The 22,072-nt window shown below is 45.4% G+C and carries 19 protein-coding genes; 10 read left to right on the top strand and 9 right to left on the bottom strand.

Features of this window, described 5'->3' with window-relative positions:
* The first annotated feature begins 56 nt into the window (after nucleotides 1-56).
* Together WA381_RS10485 and WA381_RS10480 are read left to right on the top strand one after the other, a co-directional pair.
* Entirely contained in the window at nucleotides 57-2,174 is a 2,118-nt protein-coding gene (locus WA381_RS10485; protein ID WP_156087003.1) for a TonB-dependent receptor, read from the top strand.
* Nucleotides 2,175-2,304: 130 nt separating this feature from the next.
* A complete protein-coding gene (locus WA381_RS10480) occupies nucleotides 2,305-4,521 on the top strand; it encodes a molybdopterin oxidoreductase family protein (protein WP_156087001.1) in 2,217 nt (738 codons plus the stop codon).
* Nucleotides 4,522-4,598: 77 nt separating this feature from the next.
* On the opposite strand, the gene gorA is transcribed toward WA381_RS10480, so the two are convergent.
* The 5 genes from gorA to WA381_RS10455 all read right to left on the bottom strand — a co-directional run bounded on the left by gorA (nucleotide 4,599) and on the right by WA381_RS10455 (nucleotide 10,657).
* A complete protein-coding gene (gene gorA, locus WA381_RS10475) occupies nucleotides 4,599-5,948 on the bottom strand; it encodes a glutathione-disulfide reductase (RefSeq protein WP_014977556.1) in 1,350 nt (449 codons plus the stop codon).
* 244 nt (nucleotides 5,949-6,192) lie between these two features.
* The gene (locus WA381_RS10470) at nucleotides 6,193-7,500 is read right to left on the bottom strand and encodes a response regulator (RefSeq protein ID WP_014977555.1); all 1,308 of its coding nucleotides are present in this window, start codon (nucleotides 7,498-7,500) and stop codon (nucleotides 6,193-6,195) included.
* 70 nt (nucleotides 7,501-7,570) lie between these two features.
* Nucleotides 7,571-9,238 carry a HAMP domain-containing sensor histidine kinase gene (locus WA381_RS10465; RefSeq protein WP_156086999.1) on the bottom strand — a complete coding sequence of 556 codons (1,668 nt, stop codon included), beginning with the start codon at nucleotides 9,236-9,238 and terminating at the stop codon, nucleotides 7,571-7,573.
* 10 nt (nucleotides 9,239-9,248) lie between these two features.
* Nucleotides 9,249-10,073, bottom strand: a complete 825-nt coding sequence (locus tag WA381_RS10460) for a phosphate/phosphite/phosphonate ABC transporter substrate-binding protein (RefSeq protein WP_156086997.1) — start codon at nucleotides 10,071-10,073, stop codon at nucleotides 9,249-9,251.
* A gap of 23 nt (nucleotides 10,074-10,096) precedes the next feature.
* Complete coding sequence (locus tag WA381_RS10455; RefSeq protein WP_014977552.1) at nucleotides 10,097-10,657, bottom strand: response regulator; 561 nt, start codon at nucleotides 10,655-10,657, stop codon at nucleotides 10,097-10,099.
* A gap of 316 nt (nucleotides 10,658-10,973) precedes the next feature.
* Between WA381_RS10455 and prlC the strand changes: the two genes are divergently transcribed.
* The 6 genes from prlC to cspE all read left to right on the top strand — a co-directional run bounded on the left by prlC (nucleotide 10,974) and on the right by cspE (nucleotide 17,478).
* On the top strand, nucleotides 10,974-13,010 hold the full coding sequence (prlC, locus tag WA381_RS10450) for an oligopeptidase A (RefSeq protein ID WP_014977551.1): 2,037 nt from the start codon (nucleotides 10,974-10,976) through the stop codon (nucleotides 13,008-13,010).
* A gap of 6 nt (nucleotides 13,011-13,016) precedes the next feature.
* Nucleotides 13,017-13,718, top strand: a complete 702-nt coding sequence (locus WA381_RS10445) for a DNA-3-methyladenine glycosylase I (RefSeq protein ID WP_014977550.1) — start codon at nucleotides 13,017-13,019, stop codon at nucleotides 13,716-13,718.
* 172 nt (nucleotides 13,719-13,890) lie between these two features.
* The gene (gene ubiE, locus WA381_RS10440; RefSeq protein WP_156086995.1) at nucleotides 13,891-14,688 is read left to right on the top strand and encodes a bifunctional demethylmenaquinone methyltransferase/2-methoxy-6-polyprenyl-1,4-benzoquinol methylase UbiE; all 798 of its coding nucleotides are present in this window, start codon (nucleotides 13,891-13,893) and stop codon (nucleotides 14,686-14,688) included.
* Nucleotides 14,688-15,323: a ubiquinone biosynthesis accessory factor UbiJ gene (locus tag WA381_RS10435; protein ID WP_156086994.1), complete on the top strand. Its 636-nt coding sequence runs from the start codon at nucleotides 14,688-14,690 to the stop codon at nucleotides 15,321-15,323. The genes ubiE and WA381_RS10435 overlap by 1 nt, the downstream gene beginning before the upstream one ends.
* Nucleotides 15,324-15,346: 23 nt before the next feature.
* The gene (gene ubiB / locus WA381_RS10430) at nucleotides 15,347-16,975 is read left to right on the top strand and encodes a ubiquinone biosynthesis regulatory protein kinase UbiB (protein ID WP_014950939.1); all 1,629 of its coding nucleotides are present in this window, start codon (nucleotides 15,347-15,349) and stop codon (nucleotides 16,973-16,975) included.
* Nucleotides 16,976-17,268: 293 nt separating this feature from the next.
* Nucleotides 17,269-17,478, top strand: coding sequence for a transcription antiterminator/RNA stability regulator CspE (gene cspE / locus WA381_RS10425; RefSeq protein ID WP_012519905.1), 210 nt, complete (start codon nucleotides 17,269-17,271; stop codon nucleotides 17,476-17,478).
* A gap of 149 nt (nucleotides 17,479-17,627) precedes the next feature.
* On the opposite strand, the gene WA381_RS10420 is transcribed toward cspE, so the two are convergent.
* Nucleotides 17,628-17,768, bottom strand: coding sequence for a hypothetical protein (locus tag WA381_RS10420; protein WP_156086993.1), 141 nt, complete (start codon nucleotides 17,766-17,768; stop codon nucleotides 17,628-17,630).
* A gap of 105 nt (nucleotides 17,769-17,873) precedes the next feature.
* Between WA381_RS10420 and WA381_RS10415 the strand changes: the two genes are divergently transcribed.
* Both WA381_RS10415 and WA381_RS10410 read left to right on the top strand, forming a co-directional pair.
* Nucleotides 17,874-18,518, top strand: a complete 645-nt coding sequence (locus WA381_RS10415; RefSeq protein WP_156086992.1) for a hypothetical protein — start codon at nucleotides 17,874-17,876, stop codon at nucleotides 18,516-18,518.
* Nucleotides 18,519-18,597: 79 nt separating this feature from the next.
* A complete protein-coding gene (locus WA381_RS10410; protein WP_014977547.1) occupies nucleotides 18,598-19,080 on the top strand; it encodes an Lrp/AsnC family transcriptional regulator in 483 nt (160 codons plus the stop codon).
* 41 nt (nucleotides 19,081-19,121) lie between these two features.
* Here WA381_RS10410 and WA381_RS10405 read toward each other — a convergent pair whose 3' ends face one another.
* From WA381_RS10405 to WA381_RS10395, 3 genes are all read right to left on the bottom strand, one after another.
* A complete protein-coding gene (locus WA381_RS10405) occupies nucleotides 19,122-19,286 on the bottom strand; it encodes a hypothetical protein (RefSeq protein ID WP_014950935.1) in 165 nt (54 codons plus the stop codon).
* Nucleotides 19,287-19,677: 391 nt separating this feature from the next.
* Nucleotides 19,678-20,685, bottom strand: a complete 1,008-nt coding sequence (locus WA381_RS10400) for a cytochrome d ubiquinol oxidase subunit II (protein ID WP_014950934.1) — start codon at nucleotides 20,683-20,685, stop codon at nucleotides 19,678-19,680.
* Between the two features lie 11 nt (nucleotides 20,686-20,696).
* A complete protein-coding gene (locus tag WA381_RS10395) occupies nucleotides 20,697-22,070 on the bottom strand; it encodes a cytochrome ubiquinol oxidase subunit I (protein ID WP_156086991.1) in 1,374 nt (457 codons plus the stop codon).
* Nucleotides 22,071-22,072 lie beyond the last annotated feature (2 nt).

The following is a 22,072-nucleotide window of genomic DNA, read 5'->3' as shown; positions in this document are numbered from 1 at the left end:
TCTGCACCTTTAGTATAACGCGCCTTTCCTAAACCTATTTTCTAAAAAGAGTTTTCATGTTTAGACCATCGCTTACGCTCATTGCCTTAGCCGTTAGTGCGCCTTCTTTTGCTAATGATGCCCAAAAGGATATGGAACGTATTATCGTTTCTGGAAGCCGTGTTATTGAAAGTATTGATGAAGTACCAGCGTCAATCACCGTTATTTCAAGAAAGCAGATTGAAGATCACCTGAAGGTAAACCCCGAGTTACAGAGCTTGTTAGCGCAGATGGTGCCGGGCTTAGCTCCAGATACAGGTAGTTCGAGCAATACTGGCCAGTCTTTGCGCGGACGAGCTCCGCTTGTGATGATTGACGGTGTGCCTCAGTCCACGCCACTTAGAAATGGCTCGTTAGGTGTGAAAACGATTGACCCTAGCGCACTTGCTAGAATTGAGGTAATTAAGGGCGCTACGTCTGTTTATGGCAATGGAGCGTCAGGCGGTATTATCAACTACATTACCAAACAAGCAACAGCGCAAGACACGCATGAGGGCCAAGTGAGTTTGTCTTCACGTTTTAGCGCAGTGAAGCTTGAAGAGTCAGCCGGTGCGCGTATTTCAACTGCGATTAACGGCAAGGTGGAGAATTTCGATTACCTTGTTACCGCCAGTTACGAGGAAAACGGCGTTCAGCGCGATGCAGAAGGCGACATCTTAGGTTTGCAGTACGGCCTGTCAGACGCTGAAACACAGAATTACTTTACCAAATTAGGTTACGATTTCGATCAAGAGAAACGCCTTCAATTTAGCTACAACTACTTCAGCTCTCAACAAAAAACTGATTTGGGAGATGTTCCTGGAGACATCAACGAAGGCGTGAAAACCTACGCTATTCACGTACCTGAAGCGTTGCAAAAACGCGGGAAACCTCAGGGGCCTGACGGAAATGAGAACATCACCCTGAAATACACAGACAGCAATATCTTTGCAAACAGTGAAATGACGCTTGATGTGTACTCGCAAGATATTGAGAACGTATTCTTCTTTTCGCCTAACTTAGCTAACCCCGATGAAGGCTACGACGGCGGCCAGTCTATTATTCGCTCTGAAAAGCGCGGCGCTCGCGCGACGTTTAATACTGCCATTGATTTCGATGGCGTAGAAGCCACGTTTATCTATGGTATCGACGCGCTAAAAGACACTACCTCACAACCGCTGGTTGATGGGCGCGTGTGGGTTCCTGAAATGGAAATGGACAGCTTAGCTGGCTTTTTACAAACAAAATGGGTAATTCACGACGACGTTATTGTAAAGGCAGGTGTGAGAAGGGAGAGTATCGATTTATCGGTTGATGACTACGAAACACTGAAGCTGTGTCGCTCTGCAACTCAATGCTCTGTTCCTCTTCAAGTTAAGGGGGACACTATAGATTATGACGCAACCACTTATAACATTGCAATTAAGTATAACTGGAGCGACAGCTTTAGCCCGTTTTTCAATTACTCGCAAGGTTCAGATATCGCTGACATTGGCCGCCTATTGCGCGCTGCAACGGTAGATGATATTGGTCTTATTCAAACGGAAGCTTCTATCATCGATAACTACGAAGTGGGTTTCACTTCTCTTTTCGACCAGGTACGCCTTGAAGTTGCGGCTTACAGAAGTACATCTGAACTTGGTACGACCAATAGTTTCAACGAAGTGACAGGTGTGTATGAGCCTGTACGCGCACCACAGGAAATTTGGGGTTATGAAGGCTTAGTAGACTATCGAATCTCTGAAACGCTCAATGTGATAGCCACATATAGTTACGTTGAAGGGAAAAATACCGAAGCTGATGTGTACCTTGGCTCTCGCCAAATTAGTCCACCCAAAGCAACGGCAAACGTAAACTGGAAGCCATCAGACACTTTATCGTTAACAGTTAGCTATCTGTATGTGGGTGATCGTAAACGCTTCTCGCCAAATGCTGACGGCGACTATGTGGGCGATCAAGGACCTATATCGAGCTATAATATTGTTAACCTAAGTGGACAGTACCAGTTCGCTGAAAACTGGAACGCGTTTATGGGTGTCGAAAACCTGTTTAACAGCGACTACTATCCTGCGCGCGCTCAGTCATACACCTACGGTGGCTACAATATTAAAGGATTAGGCACCACAGCAACCCTTGGTGTGACTTACTCTTTCTAACCAATAGCACCTCGTCTAATTGTGGCGAGGTGCCTTCTCTTTATCATCACTTTCAGTGATGCTTGTCTATTACAGCAATAATCGATAATTTCGTAGCAACTCATTAACAATGAATTGTGTAGGAATTACCGTGAGCAACGCTGAACAACAATTGCATTATTCTACTTGTACGCTTTGTGAAGCAATGTGTGGTATTGAGGTAGCGACGAAAGGCCGTCAAATACTGTCAATAAAAGGGGATAAAGAAAACCCATTTAGCCAAGGTCATATCTGCCCGAAAGCGAGTGCGTTAAAAGACTTGTACGACGATCCTGACCGCTTGAAGCGCCCGGTAAAAAGGGTACGAATTGACGGCGAAGACAGCGCCTGGGAAGAGATTACGTGGGATGAAGCTTTTGATTTGGTCGCAAGCAAGTTACACAACATCCAGCAGGCCCACGGCAATAATGCGGTAGGTGTGTATTTAGGAAATCCTAATGCGCACAATATGGGCTCAATATTATTCGGGCCGTATTTCTATCGTGCCCTCAAGTCGCACAACCGCTACTCCGCTACCTCCGTTGACCAGTTGCCCCATCATATTGTTAGTCGCCGACTTTTTGGTCATATTTCCCAAATTCCCATTCCTGACATTGATCACACGCAGCACTTTATGATTATCGGCGGGAATCCGCTGGCCTCTAATGGCAGCATTATGACCGTGCCAAACGTGAAAAAGCGTTTAAAGGGCATTCAAAAACGTGGAGGGAAGGTCGTCGTTATCGACCCTAAACGCAGCGAAACTGCCGATATCAGCTGTGAACATCACTTTATTCGTCCAGGCAGTGACGCGCTGTTACTGCTAGCTATGCTGCATGTATTGGTTGAAAAGCAGTTATACAAGGCGGATGAAATTTTACCTTATGCCGAGGATATAAAAGCGGTCGAAAAATACGTTCGCGATTATTCACCACAAAAGGTGAGCGAGCTTACCGGTATTACAGCTTCACAAATCACTCAGCTTGTTTTGGACTTCTGCAATGCTGAGTCTGCAGTTTGTTATGGAAGGATGGGGGCTAGCGTACAAGCGTTTGGTACGCTCACTCAGTATCTAATCATGCTGTTTAATATGCTCACCGGAAACCTAGATAAGCGGGGTGGCATGATGTTTACTCAGCCAGCCGCTGACGTATTACCTGTATCAGGCAAGGGCAGCATGGGAGGATTTACTTCTCGCGTAAGAGGGCTTCCGGCGTTTGCTGGTGAGTATCCGGTAGCGTGTTTAGCCGAGGAAATCTTAACCCCGGGAGAAGGACAAATTAAGGCCATGGTAATTGGTGCAGGTAATCCAGTGGTCACTACGCCAAATGCAGAACAGCTTGATAAAGCATTTTCTCAACTCGATTTTATGGTTGCGGTGGATTTTTACGTTACCGAAACCTCCCGACATGCAGATGTGATCCTTCCTCCGGTAACCGCGCTAGAACGCGACCACTACGACATTGTTTTTCACAACTTTGCCGTGCGAAATTTCGCTAAGTATTCGGAAGCGGTGGTGGACATTGACGAATACCAGCTTAGCGACTGGCAAATATACCTTTCGTTAGCAGAAAGGCTCGATGCGCTAAACGGAAAAAACACCGCACACTATGCTGCGCTTTGGGACAAGCAGCCTAAAGGTGTGGTCGACGATTTGTTGCAAGCAGGTCTTTATGGTCGAGCAGCAAGTAAAAAAGAAGGCGCTGACGCTAACTTAAGCGAAACTCCAACCGCTATTCCGGAAGGCGGGCTGTCGATTGATACGCTTAAAGCACACCCACACGGTATCGACTTGGGACCGCTACAACCGTCTTTGCCTCATGCCTTGTTCCATGAAGATAAGAAGATTCACTTAGACTTTGATTATTTCATGGCTGATTTAGACAGGGTTAACGCGCATTTTTTTGGAAAAGCGAACCATGGTACGCCGCAAAATCAGTCCGTCGTTTTAATAGGGCGCCGGCATATTAAAACCAATAATTCGTGGCTGCATAACAGCCCCCGTATGGTGAAAGGCAACAATCGATGTACGCTGCAGCTTCATCCTGATGACGGGGCTAAATATGGCATTACAGATGGCGATGAAGTAAGTGTGAAATCGCGGGTTGGCCGGCTAACCATAGAGGCTGAAATCACAGATGCAATTATGCCCGGCGTGGTATCTATTCCCCATGGATGGGGGCACAACAAAAAAGGCATAAAGTTGTCTGTGGCAAGTCAGCACCCTGGGGTAAACACCAATATTCTTACTGACGATTTACAGGTAGACGAATTATCGGGAAATGCGGTGCTAAATGGCGTGCCCGTGGAGCTAGAAAAAGTAAGTTAAACACATAAAAAAAGCCGGCATTAACTAATAAGCTAATGCCGGCTTTTGTGAGAAAGCGCTCAATTGAGCGCGTCTACCTAGGTCATAGTAACAAATTCTTCTGCACTGGTTGGGTGAATAGCTACACACGCATCAAAGTCAGCTTTGGTCGCACCCATTTTTATGGCAACGGCGAAGCCTTGCAGAATTTCATCCATGCCGTGCCCAATACCGTGAAGGCCTACCACTTTTTCGTCTTTACCCGCGCATACCAACTTCATCTTGGTCATTTGACGGTGGCGGGTTACCGCGGTGTACATAGACGCAAAACTAGAGGTGTACACTTTAACGTTGTCTTCACCGTATTCTTCAATAGCTTCTGGCTCTGTTAAGCCAATAGTGCCAATGGGTGGATGACTAAAGACCACGGTTGGAATCATTGAATAATCCATGTGAGCGTCTTTTTGGCCGTTGAATAAGCGTTCGCTTAGCAAGCGACCTGCTTTAACTGCCACTGGAGTAAGCTCTGCTTCACCGGTAATATCACCAACCGCGTAGACATTCTTCGCAGTGGTGTTTTGATATTTGTCGACCTTAACCGTGCCGTTGTCGTTCAGTTCAACGTCGGTATTTTCAATATCAATTTTGTCGGTAGAGGGTTTACGGCCAATCGCCCAAATCAAGCAGTCAGCTTTTAACACTTCTCCATTGGTTAAGTGTACTGATAGCTCGCCATCGTCAGCTTTTTCCACTTTCTCTACGCTAGCATGGTCGTGCAATTTGCAACCTTCAGCGTGGATCATATCCACTAAGGTTTCGTGAATAATAGGGTCGAAATTTCTAAGCGGAGCGTGTTTGCGAACTACCAGATGCGATTCTGTACCAAGGGCGTGAAGAACGCCGGCCAGTTCAACTCCAATGTAGCCTGCGCCAACCACGACAGCGCGCTTCGGCTGCTCTTTCAGGGCAAAGAAACCATCAGAATCAATACCGTACTCAGCACCTTCAATATCTGGGATGATTGGGCGGCCGCCTACAGCAATCGTAATATGATCAGCCGTGTACTTTTCGCCGTTGACTTCTACCGTGTTGTTATCGATAAACTTCGCGAAACCGCGAATTAAGGTAACGTCATTTGCGGTAAGAGCGCGGTCGTAAGAAGCATGAATACGCTCAATATAAGCCTGGCGGCTGGCAATTAGGCTGTCCCAGCTAAAGTGATTTACCGACAAATCGAACCCGTATTCAGGTGCATAGCGATGTATGGCTTCAGCCACCTGTGCTCCGTACCACATGGCTTTCTTAGGCACGCAGCCTACGTTCACGCAAGTACCGCCAATATCTTTCGCTTCAATGATGGCGGCCTTCTTTCCGTGTTTAGCTGCACGGTTTGCAGATGCGATACCACCGCTGCCACCGCCAATACATATATAATCAAAATGTGTCATTCAAAAAGCCTTCTTTGTCGGTTAGGCGAACATAAACGATAAGCATAGATGCCTTCGGTAGGTTCGCACAGCAAATCATTCTCTATCGGTCTTGTCATAAAGAGTGATTAAAAGACCGAGATTTGCTTTAGGGAATTTCATTTAGTTTATCAATGGGGACAGTGCAGCCTAATTAAAAGGCTAAGACAAAGCGAAGCATATTCATGCATCGCTCATCCTGTTTTCAGCACGTAACCTGTAGAACTTATTCACTTATAGTAGCAGAAAGCTCTTCTGGTTCTATTTGAATACTAAACGCTTTTCCACGTTCTTCTTCAAAGTGTACGAGTTTTTGAATGGTGGCATCACTAAACACATGTCCCTCGGGAAGGATAAGGATGTGACTATCGTTATACAAATTTTGGGCTAGTACCATGCCTGCTTTGAGCTGCGAGGCTTTCAATGATGTAGAAAGCAGTTTAGATGTCGTTACATCTTCTGCTTCGAGCAACAGGTCCAAAAATTCACCGTCATAGCGGGTGTTTCTGTGCTTTTTCATTTCTAGTTTGGCATCGCGAGGGCTCATTTCGATGCCGCTCATTCTGCCAGTTACTAAGCGCCAGTAATCTCGGGCTATGGCCAAGATACGCGCGCCAGCAGGTATTTCTTTTGCAACTTTGTTATACAAGCCTGAGCCATTATAGTGCTCGAACTGAAATTCAATAATGTCAGAAACTTGATGTAGTTCGTGCGCCGGAGCAAGTATTAACGCAGCCTGCTTGGTTTGCGATAGATAGTTTTGCTGCTGTTGATATTTAAGTTTTGAAAAAGGCGCCTTAAAATCTTCGCTTTCAAGCCCTAGTAACCCAAGCTCGCAGATAAGCCCCGCATAACGCACCTGTTTGATTTCTTCTTTCTCTAACCGAGCAATACGCGCCAGTTTTGATGCCAACTCGCTAACCTCAATGGCAAACTTACCATTAATGTCAGGGTTAATGCTTATCACGTTGAACAGCACCTGCTCCATTGCAAGGTTGTGTTTTTCGATTTTATTTAGCGCCGCTTTTATTTGGCGCGTGCGCTTTTGAACCACTTGTTCTAGTGAGGCATTTACGTCGCGTAGCTTTTTATTTTGCAGTCGTGTTAGTTTTTGTAGACGAAGGTTTTCCGCCTTTAACTTAACTCGCTCTAAGCCTTCTTCTACAACAGCGATAAGCTCTTGGTTGTCCCATGGCTTTTGCAGGTAACGGTGTATCTTGCCTTGGTTTACAGCTTTAATTGTTGACTCAATGTCGGCATAGCCGGTGAGCACAACTCTAAAAGTCTCGGGATAATTGATAGCGACCTGTTCGAGTAATTCCGCACCTGACATCTGCGGCATTTTCATGTCAGAAATAACTACATGAACATCGTGTTTACTCATTAAATCTAACGCTTTGGCACCACTATCAGCAAGCAGTAAGGTGATGTCCATAGTGAACAGCGCACGCTTAATAGCGCGAAGGATATTCGGCTCGTCGTCGACAAATAGAACCGTGTAGGTCGTGGCTTGTTCTGTAGTAGGCTCTGTCATAAATTATTATCCTTATAAGCGACGTTACAACTATTACACGCAATGCTGCTTGATAACACTATTAGTTGCTTCATCCTTCGCTCTCTAATGTTTTGTCTGAGTGTGAAACAAGGGGGAGCGCTAACGTAAATATGCTTCCTTCTCCCTCTTTGCTGGTGGCTGAGAGCGTGCCGCCATGCTCCTGAGCAATGCCAAACGAAATTGAAAGACCTAAGCCAGTGCCTTGCCCTTCAGGTTTAGTTGTAAAAAATGGATTGAAGAGTTTGTCTAAATGACTTGATGGAATACCGCAGCCAGTGTCTTCTACACGAAGCTCGACAAACTTGCCCGCAGTACAGGTGGTAATAGTTACCTTACCGTTCTTACCCGTGCTCTCTATCGCTTGTCCCGCGTTAATGAGTAAGTTGGTAACAACTTGAGAAACCTTGCCTACATTCATGGCAACGTCAGGGACTTTGCCTAAATGCGTTTCAACAGTACAAATATACTTTAATTGGTTGTTCACCATGGCAAGGGTAGTGCGTACACAATCATTAATGTTGTGCTGCTGCATGTGGTCACTGTCTACACGAGAGAATAGCTTTAACCCTTTTACAATTTCAGCAACCCGACTTAAACCGTCTCTCGAATCGCTGAGAAGGTCGGTGATATCTTCATTGATAAACGCCATATCCTGATTAGCTAACATTTTTTCTAGTTCTGACAAGGCAGAAGCACGCTTACCCTCGTCTTGCTCATTAAGGACCGCGTTAATTTGTGAAAATATCATTTGGTAGGTAGCAACGTACTCACTTAAGGTGGATATGTTGCTGCTGACAAAACCGACAGGATTGTTAATTTCATGGGCGACACCCGCTGCGAGCTGGCCAACTGACGCCATCTTCTCAGCTTGAAGTAGTTGTACCTGGGTCTCTTTTAGATCTTTATTGGCCTCTTGGAGTTGATAGTTTTTCTGATGCAGCAATGCGGTTCTATCCTGAACCTTTTCTTCAAGTAGCGTGTTAAGCTCTTTAAGCTCATCTTGCGCGTATTGACGCTGCGCATGTTCTTCTTTCAAACGCTCAACCAGTTGATTAAATGCCTCTGCCAGTTCGCTTAACTCATCAGTGCCGCGCACGGGAACAAAAACATCTTGATAGCTGTTGTTTTTCACTGCATCACCTAAACATTTAGCGCCTTCGTGTAATTGATGAAGTTGCGACATCAGGTAAGAGCCAAGTAAGTAAGAGCACAATCCGACCAAAATAAATTCTAGAAAAGCCAGTGTAACTGTCCAGTTTCTCACCCTCGATACTGATTCAGTTACTGAAGCAATGTTAAGCCCAATCTCTACATAGCCGTACAAAGTCCTGTTCACCATGATGGGGGCTCGGGTGTCGTAAATACCATCATCAGCGTCCGAAACACTTGTGTCGGCAGTAAAAGGGCGGTTTAGTGCGTTGGTGTTCCCCTTTTCTACGAAAACTCTGCCTAATTTGTCTTTAACTTTGACGTAAGCAATATTGGGGTTGGTAAGAATTTCTGAGACGTCGGCATCTAGAGCTGCAAGGTCGTAGCTTAAAAAGGCATTTTTTGTCGTCGAAACAAAAAGGGCAACCGTGGTGTCGGCTGACTTCTTTATGTTACTATCGACAAGGTCATTAAGTAGCTGAAACACCGTCACAATGAGCACTAGCAGCAAAAGCGCTGCTATTGATGCGATGCCTGTTATTGTTTTTATACGCAACGACAGTTTCATACGAGTCTACTCATAAATGCGGCCTCGATAGCGACGCTATTCCCAATGCTCTCACGTCGTCCCAATCACTGTCGTTTGACGCTATAAAGCCGTTAAACCCAATACCTTTTAAAATCCAAGACTTACTTGTGTCATTCGACAAAGCAAGTAATGCATTAAGAATAGCTTGTCTGTCAGCGAGTGCCATATTTGGATGGGTTGCGATAGCATGAGGCGTATAACCTTTGCTCTTCCAAAGGACACGTAATTCTTGTTTAACGTCGTCAGGTGAACTGTTAAGCGTACGGACAATGCCACCCCCAGCATTGAAAAAGCCCCGTTGTACTGCGAGGTACACAGAGTCATGAGAATTGACGTAGCGCGGTACAAAAGCAATGCTTTTCATCCGCAAGTGAGCGCTTGTGATAATTGTGGCAGCAAACGCAGCTGGCGCTGGGAAGGCTACTTCGGTACCGCTTAAGTCATCCAGAGATCGTATGGGGCTGTCTTTATGTACAACAAGTAAGCCGCGAATTTCTTTATCGCGTTGGCGCGCAAGCGCGCGGTATCCCGCAGATTCATTAAAGACCACAAAGTGGTAGGGGTTCATGTAGGCAATATCATATTTGCCGTCGGCGAGATTCGCCTCGAAGGTGGGAATGTCTTTTGCAGTTTTAAAATCAATCTCAAAACCGGTGTAATTGCTCACATAGTCGATTAAGGGTTGCCATGTTTCAGCCATTTTCTTGGCAGACTGCTGAGGTACAACAGCAAAAGTAAGGGGTTTAGCATTTGTCGGTAATGCGCAAACACCTACAAGCAAACTTAAAAGAGCGAATCGCGATAACCAAGCCATAATGTCACTCCCTTTAAATCGATTTACATCGACATAAACTGCTCAAGGACCATTGTTAAGTCATGATTTGAGAACGGCTTTTGTAAGGTGGCATCAGCCCCTATCTCAAGCGCGCGCTCCAGGCTAATTTCATCGAGTGCCGATATGACCACAATTTTGAGATCTTTATATTTACTTTGATCTCGCGTGAATTCGATAACGCTGTAACCGTCCATGCCTGGCATACTTAAATCAAGGGTCATGACTTTGGGCTCGTATTGGCTCAGCATAATCCCCGCTTGGAAGCCGCCTGTAGCGATATACGACTCATAACCCGCCCGTCTGGCCACGCGCTGAATAGACTTGGCAACTGGCATTTCATCGTCAACAATTAATATTGAGGGCGTGGCAATGCCTTTCAATGAATCGGGAATTGGCATGTCGTGTCGTTCAAGAAAGGCGACAAAATCTTCTACTAATACTCTGTTGTTTCCACGCCCAGGAAGTTTGAAGCCTTTCAGCTTACCGCTTTCGATCCATCGAATTACGGTGCGCAGATTTACATCGCAATACGAGGCTATTTCGCCTGAGGTCAACGTTTTCATATCTATGCCTTGTAGATTTATTAATCGAAATTATAGACGCTGAACAGCGAAGGGACAAAGTAGACAAAAGGATGAAATGTGACATTTGTGACAGCGCTTAGTAGAGGTGGCTGTGTTGTTCAGTTTTTATGAGGGGCATCAAGAAAAACGGTGCAGCGGCATTCATTGAATTCGTAAATATAGGCAATAATCATGATCCATGCACGTTAACGGCAAGTAAGTTCAAAATAGGTCAACAGTGGCTAAAACAATAGCTTGCTTTTAATCAGCGAAGCCCCATCATTATTCTATCAACGTGTTAAGAGTGAAAAAGATTATGACAACCCCTGCAATTGAAATGGTAGATGGTCTACCAATTTTTTCTGCTATTGAACCTGCCTCTATCAAGCCTGCAATTGAAAAAGCCATTGCGGCGTGCAAAAGCGAAATAGATGAGGTCGTGGCGTCGAAAGATTACTCTTACCAGAATTTAGTGCTGCGCCTTGAAGAGGCCGATGATCGTTTAAGTAAAATATTTTCACCCGTTTCTCATATGAATAGCGTGGTGAGCAGCGATGAATTGCGTGAAGCCCACGATGCGTGTTTACCATTATTATCTGAATACGGAACTTGGGTAGGCCAGCACGAAGGCCTTTACAATGCTTACGCTTCCCTCAAAGCGTCTGACGAATTTGCGACTCTAAGCGAAGAGCAGCAGAAAGTGATTGAAAACGCCGTTCGCGATTTCACATTGTCAGGTGTAGCGCTTCCCGCAGAGCAAAAGAAGCGTTTTGCAGAGATTCAGGCAAAGCTTAGCGAGCTATCATCAACCTTTTCCAATAATGTGATGGACGCCACTATGGGCTGGACTAAACACATTACCGATGAAGCTGAACTTGCCGGTATGCCAGAGTCAGCCCTTGAAGCAGCGGCGCAAGCTGCGCACCAAAAAGACTTACAAGGCTGGTTGTTTACGTTAGACATTCCGTCTTATTTGCCAGTCATGCTTTACGCCGATAATCGCGAACTTCGCGAAGAAATGTATCGCGCCTATGCAACAAAAGCGTCTGATCAAGGCCCTAATGCGGGTAAGTGGGATAACACCGATATAATCAAAGAAACCTTAACGCTGCGTACTGAACTGGCTGAATTGTTAGGTTTTTCAAGTTATGCAGAGCGTTCACTAGCGACTAAAATGGCAGACTCTACCGATCAGGTCATCGGTTTCTTACGTGATTTGGCGGCTAAGTCTAAGCCTCAGGCAGAGAAAGAGCTTGAAGAAGTACGAGCGTACGCGAAAGACAAGCATGGTGTCAGCGAGCTAGCGGCATGGGATTTACCGTATTACAGCGAGAAACTGAAACAGGAAAAGTACACGATTTCTGATGAAATGCTTCGGCCTTATTTCCCTGAAGATAAAGTGCTGTCTGGTTTATTCGAAGTTGTACATCGCCTGTACGGCTTAAAAATTATTGAGCAGCCTGGCATTGATACATGGCATAAAGATGTACGTTACTTCACCATTACTGACGATGCTGATGTGATGCGCGGCAGCTTTTACCTAGACTTATACGCACGAGCTAAAAAGCGTGGCGGCGCATGGATGGATGAATGTCGAGTTCGTCGTGAAAAAATGAATGGCGAATTGCAGCTACCCGTTGCGTACCTTACCTGTAATTTCAACGCACCTGTAGGGGATAAGCCAGCGCTATTCACCCACGATGAAGTGGTGACCATGTTCCATGAGTTTGGTCATGGGATCCATCACATGCTTACTAAAATGCGCGTAGCGGGTGTATCCGGTATTAACGGTGTGCCATGGGATGCGGTTGAACTGCCAAGTCAGTTTTTAGAAAACTGGTGCTGGGAAGAAGACGCGCTTAACTTTATCTCTGGTCACTATGAAACTGGCGAACCGCTTCCTGCTGATTTACTGGAGCGTATGCTTGCTGCACGGGATTACCAGTCAGCGATGCAGATGGTACGCCAGCTTGAATTCAGTCTTTTCGATTTCTTACTGCATAGCGAAAAAGGCAGTGAGGTAGACGTACAGGGCACATTGGATAAAGTGCGTGAAGAGGTGGCCGTGGTCATTCCTCCATCGTTTAACCGTTTCCAAAACGGCTTTGGTCACATATTTGCTGGTGGATACGCAGCGGGCTATTACAGCTATAAGTGGGCCGAGGTGCTTTCTGCCGACGCGTACAGCAAGTTTGAAGAGGATGGCATTTTTAACCGCGATACGGGCAAAGCGTTCTTAGAAAACATTTTAGAAATGGGCGGCAGTAAGCCTCCTATGGACTTGTTTGTTGCTTTTAGAGGGCGCGAGCCCCAAGTTGACGCTTTGCTTCGTCACAGCGGTATTAAAGGCTAGGCACACATGAAAGAGTCTAAGTTAGAGTCTTTTCAATCTATCTACCGCCGAGCGTGCGAGCGCAAAGGCGGTGAAAGGGTGCTTGAAGCCATGCTCCAAGCACCGCTTTCTAAAGCGCAAATTGAAGCAATTCCTGACGACCGTTTTTTAGCGGCGATGACCAAAAAAGTGTTCCAGTCAGGCTTCGTGTGGCGAGTTATTGAGCAAAAGTGGCCCGACTTTGAAACCGTGTTTTTCGGGTTCGACATTGATAAAGTGTTGTTGATGCCCGATGAAATGTTAGAGCAAAAAGCGTCAGATAAGCGCATTGTTCGCAACTATAAAAAAGTGATGACAGTGCGTGACAATGCCATGATGATCAAAGACGTAGCCCTGGAGCACGGTAGCTTTGGTAAGTTCGTAGCAGGCTTTGAAAAAGACAATATCACTGAGCTTTGGGCGTTTTTGAAAAAACGCGGTGCGCGATTAGGCGGTAACACCGGCCCCTACATGCTTCGTGCACTAGGCATAGACACGTTTTTATTCTCTCGTGACGTGGAAGATTACTTGCGAAAGAATGAAATTATCGACGGTGGCTTAACCTCGAAAAAGTCGCTGTCGGCGGCCAATGCGGCATTTGCGCAATGGCATGAGGAAAGTGGCCGTTCTTTGCAAGAGATCAGTGCGATTGTTGCCTATAGTTGGGGCACAAACAATCAGGTAGCGTAGAGCAAGCTGCTCTAGTCTTCTAAACAAGCGAGCTTGTGCCTTGCAGGCTCCGCTTTTGTAAAGGTCAAAGGCTTGATTTACATCAGGAGACAGTCAGGCATAAAGCTTTTGCTTGAGCACACAATCCTATACACTTCGGCATTAATAAAAATATTCAAATTACAGGACTGTCATGAGCGACAATCAAACTCCCGCTACGCAAGCAGACTCTGCAATCGACAATGCTACTGAGCACACAACGCACTTTGGTTTCAAACAGGTGGATAAAGGGCAAAAAGCCTCTTTAGTTGCTAATGTTTTTGACTCTGTTGCAGCAAAGTACGACGTAATGAACGATCTTATGTCGATGGGAGTGCATCGTTTATGGAAGCGTTTCACAATAGACTGCAGCGGTATTCGCACGGGCAATAAAGTATTGGATATTGCCGGTGGTACTGGCGATTTAACCGCTAAGTTTTCACGTTTGGTAGGTCCTACAGGGCGCGTAACCCTTGCCGATATCAACTTGTCTATGCTGAAAGTAGGCCGTGATAAGCTTCGCGATCGCGGCTTGGTAAGCAACATCGATTATGTGCAAGCTGACGCGGAAGCACTGCCTTTCCCCGACAACCATTTTGATGTGGTGACCATGGCATTCGGCCTTCGCAACGTAACGGAAAAGCAAAACGCGCTTAATTCTATTTTTCGCGTGTTAAAACCAGGCGGCCGTTTACTGGTATTAGAATTTTCTAAGCCTACGTCAGAGCAGCTCAGCAAACTTTACGATATGTACTCGTTTCACATTTTGCCAAAAATGGGTCAGCTAGTGGCGAACGATGCAGAAAGCTACCAATACCTTGCGGAAAGCATACGTATGCACCCAGATCAAGAAACCTTGAAGGGGATGTTCGAGCAGGCTGGCTTCGAGCAATGTGATTACCAAAACCTGACTGGCGGTATTGTAGCGCTACATAGAGGTTATAAGTTTTAATGCCTACTTCTGCGCTGGTTACCGCAACGGCTGAATCGGTTTTAAACAAGTTGCTGTCTTTAGACGAAGACAGCGAAGTAAGGCTAAAAGCGCTTGCTGGCGCCAGGCTTACCGCGTTCATTTCGCCGCTTCCTTATGGTATTACGCTGTCGTTTTCTGACCGTATTGACGTACTCAGCGAACAAGGCTCGTTTGAAGACGCCGTCGCGTCCCTTGGGCCGAAAGACTGTTGTATTAAAGCGTCGCTACAAACCTTGCCAGAGTTAAAAGAAACCAGCCAGTTGACTCGTCTTATTCAGCAAAAGGCCCTCTTTTTGGAAGGAGAGCTCAATGTTGCTCAGCAGGTCAGTGCCTTGTTTCAGCAGCTCGATATCGACATTGAAGAGTTGCTGGCACAAAAGACCAACGATGTTATTGCCCATCAGACCGTGAAAACGGTGAAAACCGTGCATGAGAAGTCGATGTCAGCACTAGCGTCCATGGCGAAGGTATTCGGCAACGCCGTAGTAGAAGAAAAGCAGCTTGCTGCACACAAGCTGGCGGTTATGCACTTTAGTGACGAAGTTAATGCGCTTCGCGATCGAGCAGAAAGTGCCGATGCGAGACTGCGCCGCCTAGAAGAAAAATTTAAGTAAGATTGAGAGAAACAGGCTCATAAATGCGTATTGTTAGGTTATACCGAATTAACAAGGTATTGTTGGAACACGGCTTAGACGAACTTATTCCAGCAAAGTGGTTACCCTGGTACGCGCGGGCTATGCGTCATACCATTTTTTGGGTGCGAAACAAGCACAAGGGCAAGTCAGCCGGCGAGCGTATTACCCTTGCACTACAAAACCTTGGGCCTGTTTTTATTAAATTCGGCCAAATGCTCTCTACCCGCCGAGACTTGCTTCCTCCTGCCATTGCTAACGAACTTGCTCGTTTGCAAGACAAAGTTCCGCCATTTTCATCTGACGCTGCACAAGACATTATCAAGCAAGCGCTAGGGCTTTCTGATTTAAGCGAATTATTCAGTGAATTTGAAAAAGCGCCGCTGGCGTCTGCCTCTATAGCCCAAGTTCACGCGGCAAAGTTGAAGCATAACAACGAAGACGTCGTGGTAAAGGTATTGCGCCCAGATATTCGCGATACCATCGTGGCGGACATGGAGCTTTTATTTAGCTTGGCTAACGTGCTTCAACGCTGGCTTCCTGACGGCAAACGTCTGCGTCCTGTCGAAGTGGTTGTGGAATACCGCAAGACCATTGTTGATGAGCTTGATTTACTGCGTGAATCTGCAAATGGTATTCAGTTAGGGCGGAACTTTGAAGGCTCAGACGCCTTATACGTACCTAAAATTTACAGTGACTACTGTCGCAGCAATGTGTTGGTTATGGAGCGTATTTACGGTCTGCCAATCTCAAATATAGACGCATTACTTACCCAAAATACCAATATGAAAAAATTGGCCGAGCGCGGTGTGGAAGTTTTCTTCACTCAGGTATTTCGCGACAGTTTTTTCCATGCAGACATGCACCCGGGCAATATCTTTGTATCTACCGAACACCCTGAAAACCCCAAATATATCGCCATCGATTTCGGTATTGTGGGTACGCTAAACCGCGAAGATAAGCGCTATTTGGCTGAAAACTTTATTGCCTTCTTCAACCGCGACTATCGCAAAGTCGCCCAGCTTCACGCTGACTCAGGTTGGGTGCCACAAGACACCAACATCGATGAATTTGAGATGGCCATTCGAACCGTATGTGAGCCGATATTTCAAAAGCCACTTGCTGAAATTTCCTTTGGTAACGTGTTGCTACAGCTTTTTAATACGGCACGACGTTTCAATATGGTTGTGCAGCCACAGCTTGTACTACTGCAAAAAACACTGCTGTATATCGAAGGCTTAGGCCGTCAGTTGTATCCTCAGCTCGACCTTTGGAAAACCGCTAAGCCGTTTCTTGAAAACTGGATGAAAGAGCAGATTGGCTTTACCGCCATGATGGGGAAGGTGAAAGACAACTTACCTTTCTGGTCTGAAAAACTACCTGAAATGCCAGATCTGCTGTACGACAGTTTACAGCAGATGAAGCGCTTGCCATTGCAACAACAAAGGGCACATTTGGCACTGCTCCAAGAGCAAAAGAAAACAACTCAGACCACTCATTTAAGCGTAGTGGGCGCCACTTTTGTGTTAATGACAGCAATACTGCCAATGTACGATTTATCATGGTATTTCCCTGCAAGTACAGGTGTAATTGGCGCAATTTGCTGGTATTTGGCCTGGCGGAAAGGGCATTAATTTTTGTTACGCTGCGGTGAAATATTTATGAAATCCGTAGTTTATCAATTAATTTGTATAGTAATCGTCCCGAAGAGTGTTATAGTGGCTATGGCTCTAAGCCAAAGTCTTTAAATAGACGCGATTTTGTATTATTTGCTATATGTTAAACCACTCGAGTTACCCGGTAATTTGTTGTAAGTTGTTTGTCCATTCGTAAGTAAGACCCAATACTCCGCCAATTTAAAGACTCTAAAGAACTTAGTTACACGCGCTTATGCGCAATTTAATACGATATTTGAGGTCTATACGACATGTCTAAAGTTACAGGCACAGTTAAGTGGTTCAACGCTGATAAAGGTTACGGTTTTCTAACTCAAGATAACGGCGGTAAGGACGTATTCGTTCATTTCCGTGCGATCATCTCTGACGGTTACAAAACGCTTCCAGAAGGTCAGCGAGTAGAATTTGAAGTTGAAGAAGGTCAAAAAGGTCTTCAAGCTGCTAACGTGCAAGCTATCTAAGAATTCAAAAACGGCGGTCATTTGACCGCCGTTTTTCTTTCTAATATCTGTATTTCCACACCCACGCTAAACGCGCGACAAAGCTTTTAGTCCATACCGCTTTTGGTATATATCATTTCTAACGAATAACGCTTTCACCAATAGCTAGTCTACTGCGTCGCTATCGCCATCCTCTCTCGGCTACACCACATAAGCACTCGTTCACCCCAATAAATTTGAAGCTCGCAGCATATTCCTAATATCAGTACGCCACGGTATTGCGTAGTCATAGCGTTTAATGCTTTACTCATTACAACGCCCATTTGGGTAATACTAGTCCGCACAGTTAATTACCCACTCAGCGAGACTCAAAGTGTTCGTAATCGCGGCGATAATACGTCTACAGGGAGTGCTAAATGCGCATGACATCAGCTATTCGATCTTCATTGGCCACCGCGCTACTTATTCTAAGTTCAAACCTTGCTTATGCTGCTCAGGCAAATGGACAAGTCGATGAGCAGGGTGTTTTAGCAATGGTGCTTAATACTGAAATCCGTATGGCAGACGTCGTGCCTAGTGAAGAAGAACGTAAAAACTTGAAGCAGCAAGCGAAAGACAATTACGCAGGTATGCTTGATTATGTGGTCCGTGTAAATGCGTCTAACAGAATTTATGAGCTTGTTTTAGAGGACTATGCAAAACAAAAAGGCATAACGGTTAATCAAACACTGGTAAGCAGGTTTATCGAGAAGTTTGAAGGTCAGGTTTCAAGTGAAACGGCAACGAAACCCATTAAAGAGATAGCGGCCAAGCAGGTTATACAGTTTCAAACAGAAAAAGCGATGTATGAAGAGTTTGGAGGGCGTGTTATCTTTCGCCAGTCTAACCCGCAAATGCCGATTGACGCTTACAACACACTGCTATCTCGCTATCGCGATGCAGGTAAACTTAGCATAATAGACGAGGACTTGCGGGATGCATTTTGGGATGTATTCACGCCTCCCTTTCAGTACGAAATTGCACCAGAAAATGTCGACTTTAATCAGCCTTGGTGGCTTTAAATAGCCTCCATAAAAGAAAAGCGCCTGACGTAATTCGCTGAAAAACTAAGAACACGGAAATAAAGGGCTACATCTCACTATGCGTAGTGAAAAAACAAGCGGTATAGACACAATAGATAAAGCCATTTTGGCCATGCTACAGAATAACGCTGACACGCCTGTCGCAGAAATCGCTGAGCAAATTGGGCTTACGGTAACGCCCTGCTGGCGGCGTATTCAAAAGCTAGAAGAGAAGGGCATAATCTCTAGGCGAGTAGCGCTGTTGCAAGCAAAACACCTGGGGCTGGCCATGACCGTTTTCGTGCAAGTAAAAGCGGGCAGACATGATGGAAAGTGGCTGGCAAGTTTCGCTAAACACGCCGCATCATTTGATGAAGTTGTTGAATGTTATCGTATGTCTGGCGAATACGATTACCTGCTAAAAGTCCTCGTTACCGATATGGATTGCTTTGATCATTTTTATAAGCGATTGGTTAACGGTATAGAGTTTTCCGACGTCACTTCAAGCTTTGCAATGGAGCAGATTAAGTACACAACCTCGGTACCGTTAAACCACATTTAAAATCCAAAAAAAAGGGGCCGGTTTGATGGGCCCCATATAAATTAATGATTTTGGTCTTCAACGTGCTGGTCGGCAAATATCTTGGATTTCTTTTTGATTTTACATCCTAAGATACGCTGCGCATTTTTACGGCCGATATAGTGAGCGACTGTGTAGGGGTGCGCGCGCTTGAAGAACCGTGAGAACGAATGGAATACATTTTCCATGGTATTGGCTCCTTCTATTAAAAATTGCCCCAAATAAAATATAGTAATATTACAGTTTGATGTCAACAAAATATTTAACGGTAAGTAACGTTTAAATTTTGATCACACCTTAGGGTAGACTAGCTAACGCTAAACATCCTCTAATCATTGGTATACATTGTTCGAGGGAAAGGATCATATTTTGATCGCAGGTTTTCAGATCGAGTTCGTGGATTGGGGATACTGGTCGCCGCAAATGCCCCAAGCACAGGAAAGGCGTCGGGAACCGCAAGAAACTCGCAATGTACAGCGTTTAGTATAGCGCTGAATAGAAAGTGAACACCATTGAATTTCAATGATGTTCACTATTGTTTCAAGTAATTGGGATCTGCTGCGATCCCATTAACAAAGGCTAGTAGTAAGAAAGCTTCTCTGATTTACCGGAGAATATCTTATATACCATGGCCGTATAAGCCAAAATAATAGGTACTACAATAACTACGCCAACAAGCAAGAAGCGCAGAGAGCTTGCATCACTAAGCGCATCCATCACCGTCATCTGTCCAGGGATGATAAACGGATAGTAGCTTATGCCAAATGCGGTGAAACAAAGTAAAAATACTAGAAGGGCAATAAAGAACGGAAGCCATTCGCCTTTCCCTTGTGCATCAGGCAGTTTTTTAAGCAACACACCACATAGTGCTAAGAGCGCAAAACACGCTACTGGAATAGCGAAAAGCACATAGCCCCAAGGAGCAGACAACCATAAATCTCGCACGTCATCGTGTAAGGTTAGGTTTGCGATACTTACCGCGACAATCCCTACTGCCAGTACCCCTAAACCTCTTCTGGCCCAGTAATACGCTTTTTGTTGAAGCTCACCTTCGCCTTTAAGTATTAACCAGCACGAGCCAATAAACGCATAAGCAGCCGTAACACCAAATGCAGCGAGAAGTGCAAAGCCTTGCGCCCAAATATCTGTGCGAAGCCCCGTCACGTATATACCTAACATATACCCTTGAGCTAATGTGGTTAAAAGCGAACCGTATTTGAATACCATGTCCCACTTACGCTTTTTCACCTGTACAACCTTGGCGCGAAAATCGAACGCTACGCCGCGCAAAATAAGCCCTAATAACATGAAGGTTGCAGGCAAGTACAAGGTTTGTAAAAACTCACTATGGGCTTCAGGGAAAGCAATAAGCAGTAGACCTATGGCGAGCACAAGCCACGTCTCATTAGCATCCCAGTAAGGGCCTATGGAGGCTATCATGTCATCGCGAAACGCTTCTGTTCTTGGCGGAATAAGTACACCCACACCCAAGTCGTAGCCATCTAAAATGGCGTACAGCAATACAGATAGACCAAGTAAACCCACATAAATATTTCCGAGCATTTCTGCTGATACATTTTCAAACATGTTTGCTCTCCTTAAACCGTGCTTGGGTCTGGGTCAGTAGGTTGCATTTTTGCCTTGGCAATTTCGCGCTCTTCCGTCGTTATCTCTTCAATTTCAACGGCTCTTCTGCACATCAACATAAGTGTTCCCATATATGCGATTAGAAGCACCGTATAAATAACAAGATAGAGCGTGAAGGACAGAGCAATATTCGCCGGTGGTAACTGGGTAACGGCATCAGCGGTTCTTAATACACCGCTTACCAAATAGGGCTGGCGGCCTATTTCCGTTACGTACCAGCCTGCTAACGTAGCAATCCAGCCGCTAAACGCCATGCCTGCAAACGTGCGTTTAAGCCAAATTGGGAAGTCTTTTTTGCGCATAAGATAAAGACTGCCAAGCCATGACACAGCAAGCATTAACATACCCATTCCCACCATAACCCTAAAACCGAAGAAAACAGGAGCAACGGGCGGATGCTCTCCTTCAAACTCATTTAACCCTTTAATCTCGCCTTTAAGTTCGTGAGTAAGAATTAAACTCGCACCATAGGGAATGGGAATTTCAAAATGATTCTCTTTGCTTTCTTCGTCAGGAATTGCAAAAAGCAACAAAGGTGCGCCTTCAGTGGTTTCCCAAAGTCCTTCCATCGCCGCTACTTTCTGAGGCTGATGCTCAAGCGTATTTAAACCATGCATGTCACCAGCAAAAATTTGTAGCGGGATTAACACTGCCGCCGTATAGGTGGCGGTTTTAAGCGCGAGCTTAGGTGCAAGCTTGTCGTCGCCTTTAAGCATGCGGTAGGCCGAAAGCCCAGCTATCAGGAAGCTGGCCGTCAGTCCAGACGCTAACATCATATGTACAAAGCGGTAAGGGAAAGATGGGTTAAAGATAATTTCTTTCCAGTTTGTGGCATACACTACACCGTCGACCACTTCAAAACCCTGCGGTGTTTGCATCCAGCTATTTAAGGCTAATATCCAGAACGCAGAAGTAGTGGTGCCAAGTGCAACAATAAGGGTTGAAGCCGTATGCAGCCAGTTCGGAACACGGCGTATGCCAAACAGCATGATGCCTAAAAACGTGGCTTCTAAGAAAAAGGCGGTAAGTACCTCATAACCTAACAGTGGCCCCGCCACATTACCTACTTTCTCCATAAATCCAGGCCAGTTAGTACCAAACTGAAATGACATGGTGACGCCGCTTACTACACCCAAGGCGAAGCTTAGGGCAAATACACGTACCCAAAAGCGATACATACGCATCCACACAGGGTGACCTGAAATATTAGAGCGCAGCTTAAAGTAAAATAGAAACCAGCCCATCGCCATGGTGATGGTTGGAAACAAAATATGAAAACTAATATTTAACGCAAATTGTAAACGAGACAGCAAGAATGCATCCACAG

The sequence above is a fragment of the Alteromonas sp. CH_MED4-4 genome (assembly GCF_037029575.1).
In the GTDB taxonomy this organism is placed as follows: domain Bacteria; phylum Pseudomonadota; class Gammaproteobacteria; order Enterobacterales; family Alteromonadaceae; genus Alteromonas; species Alteromonas macleodii.
Note: the sequence above shows the minus strand (reverse complement) of the source record. Positions and strands in the feature narration are given on the sequence as shown.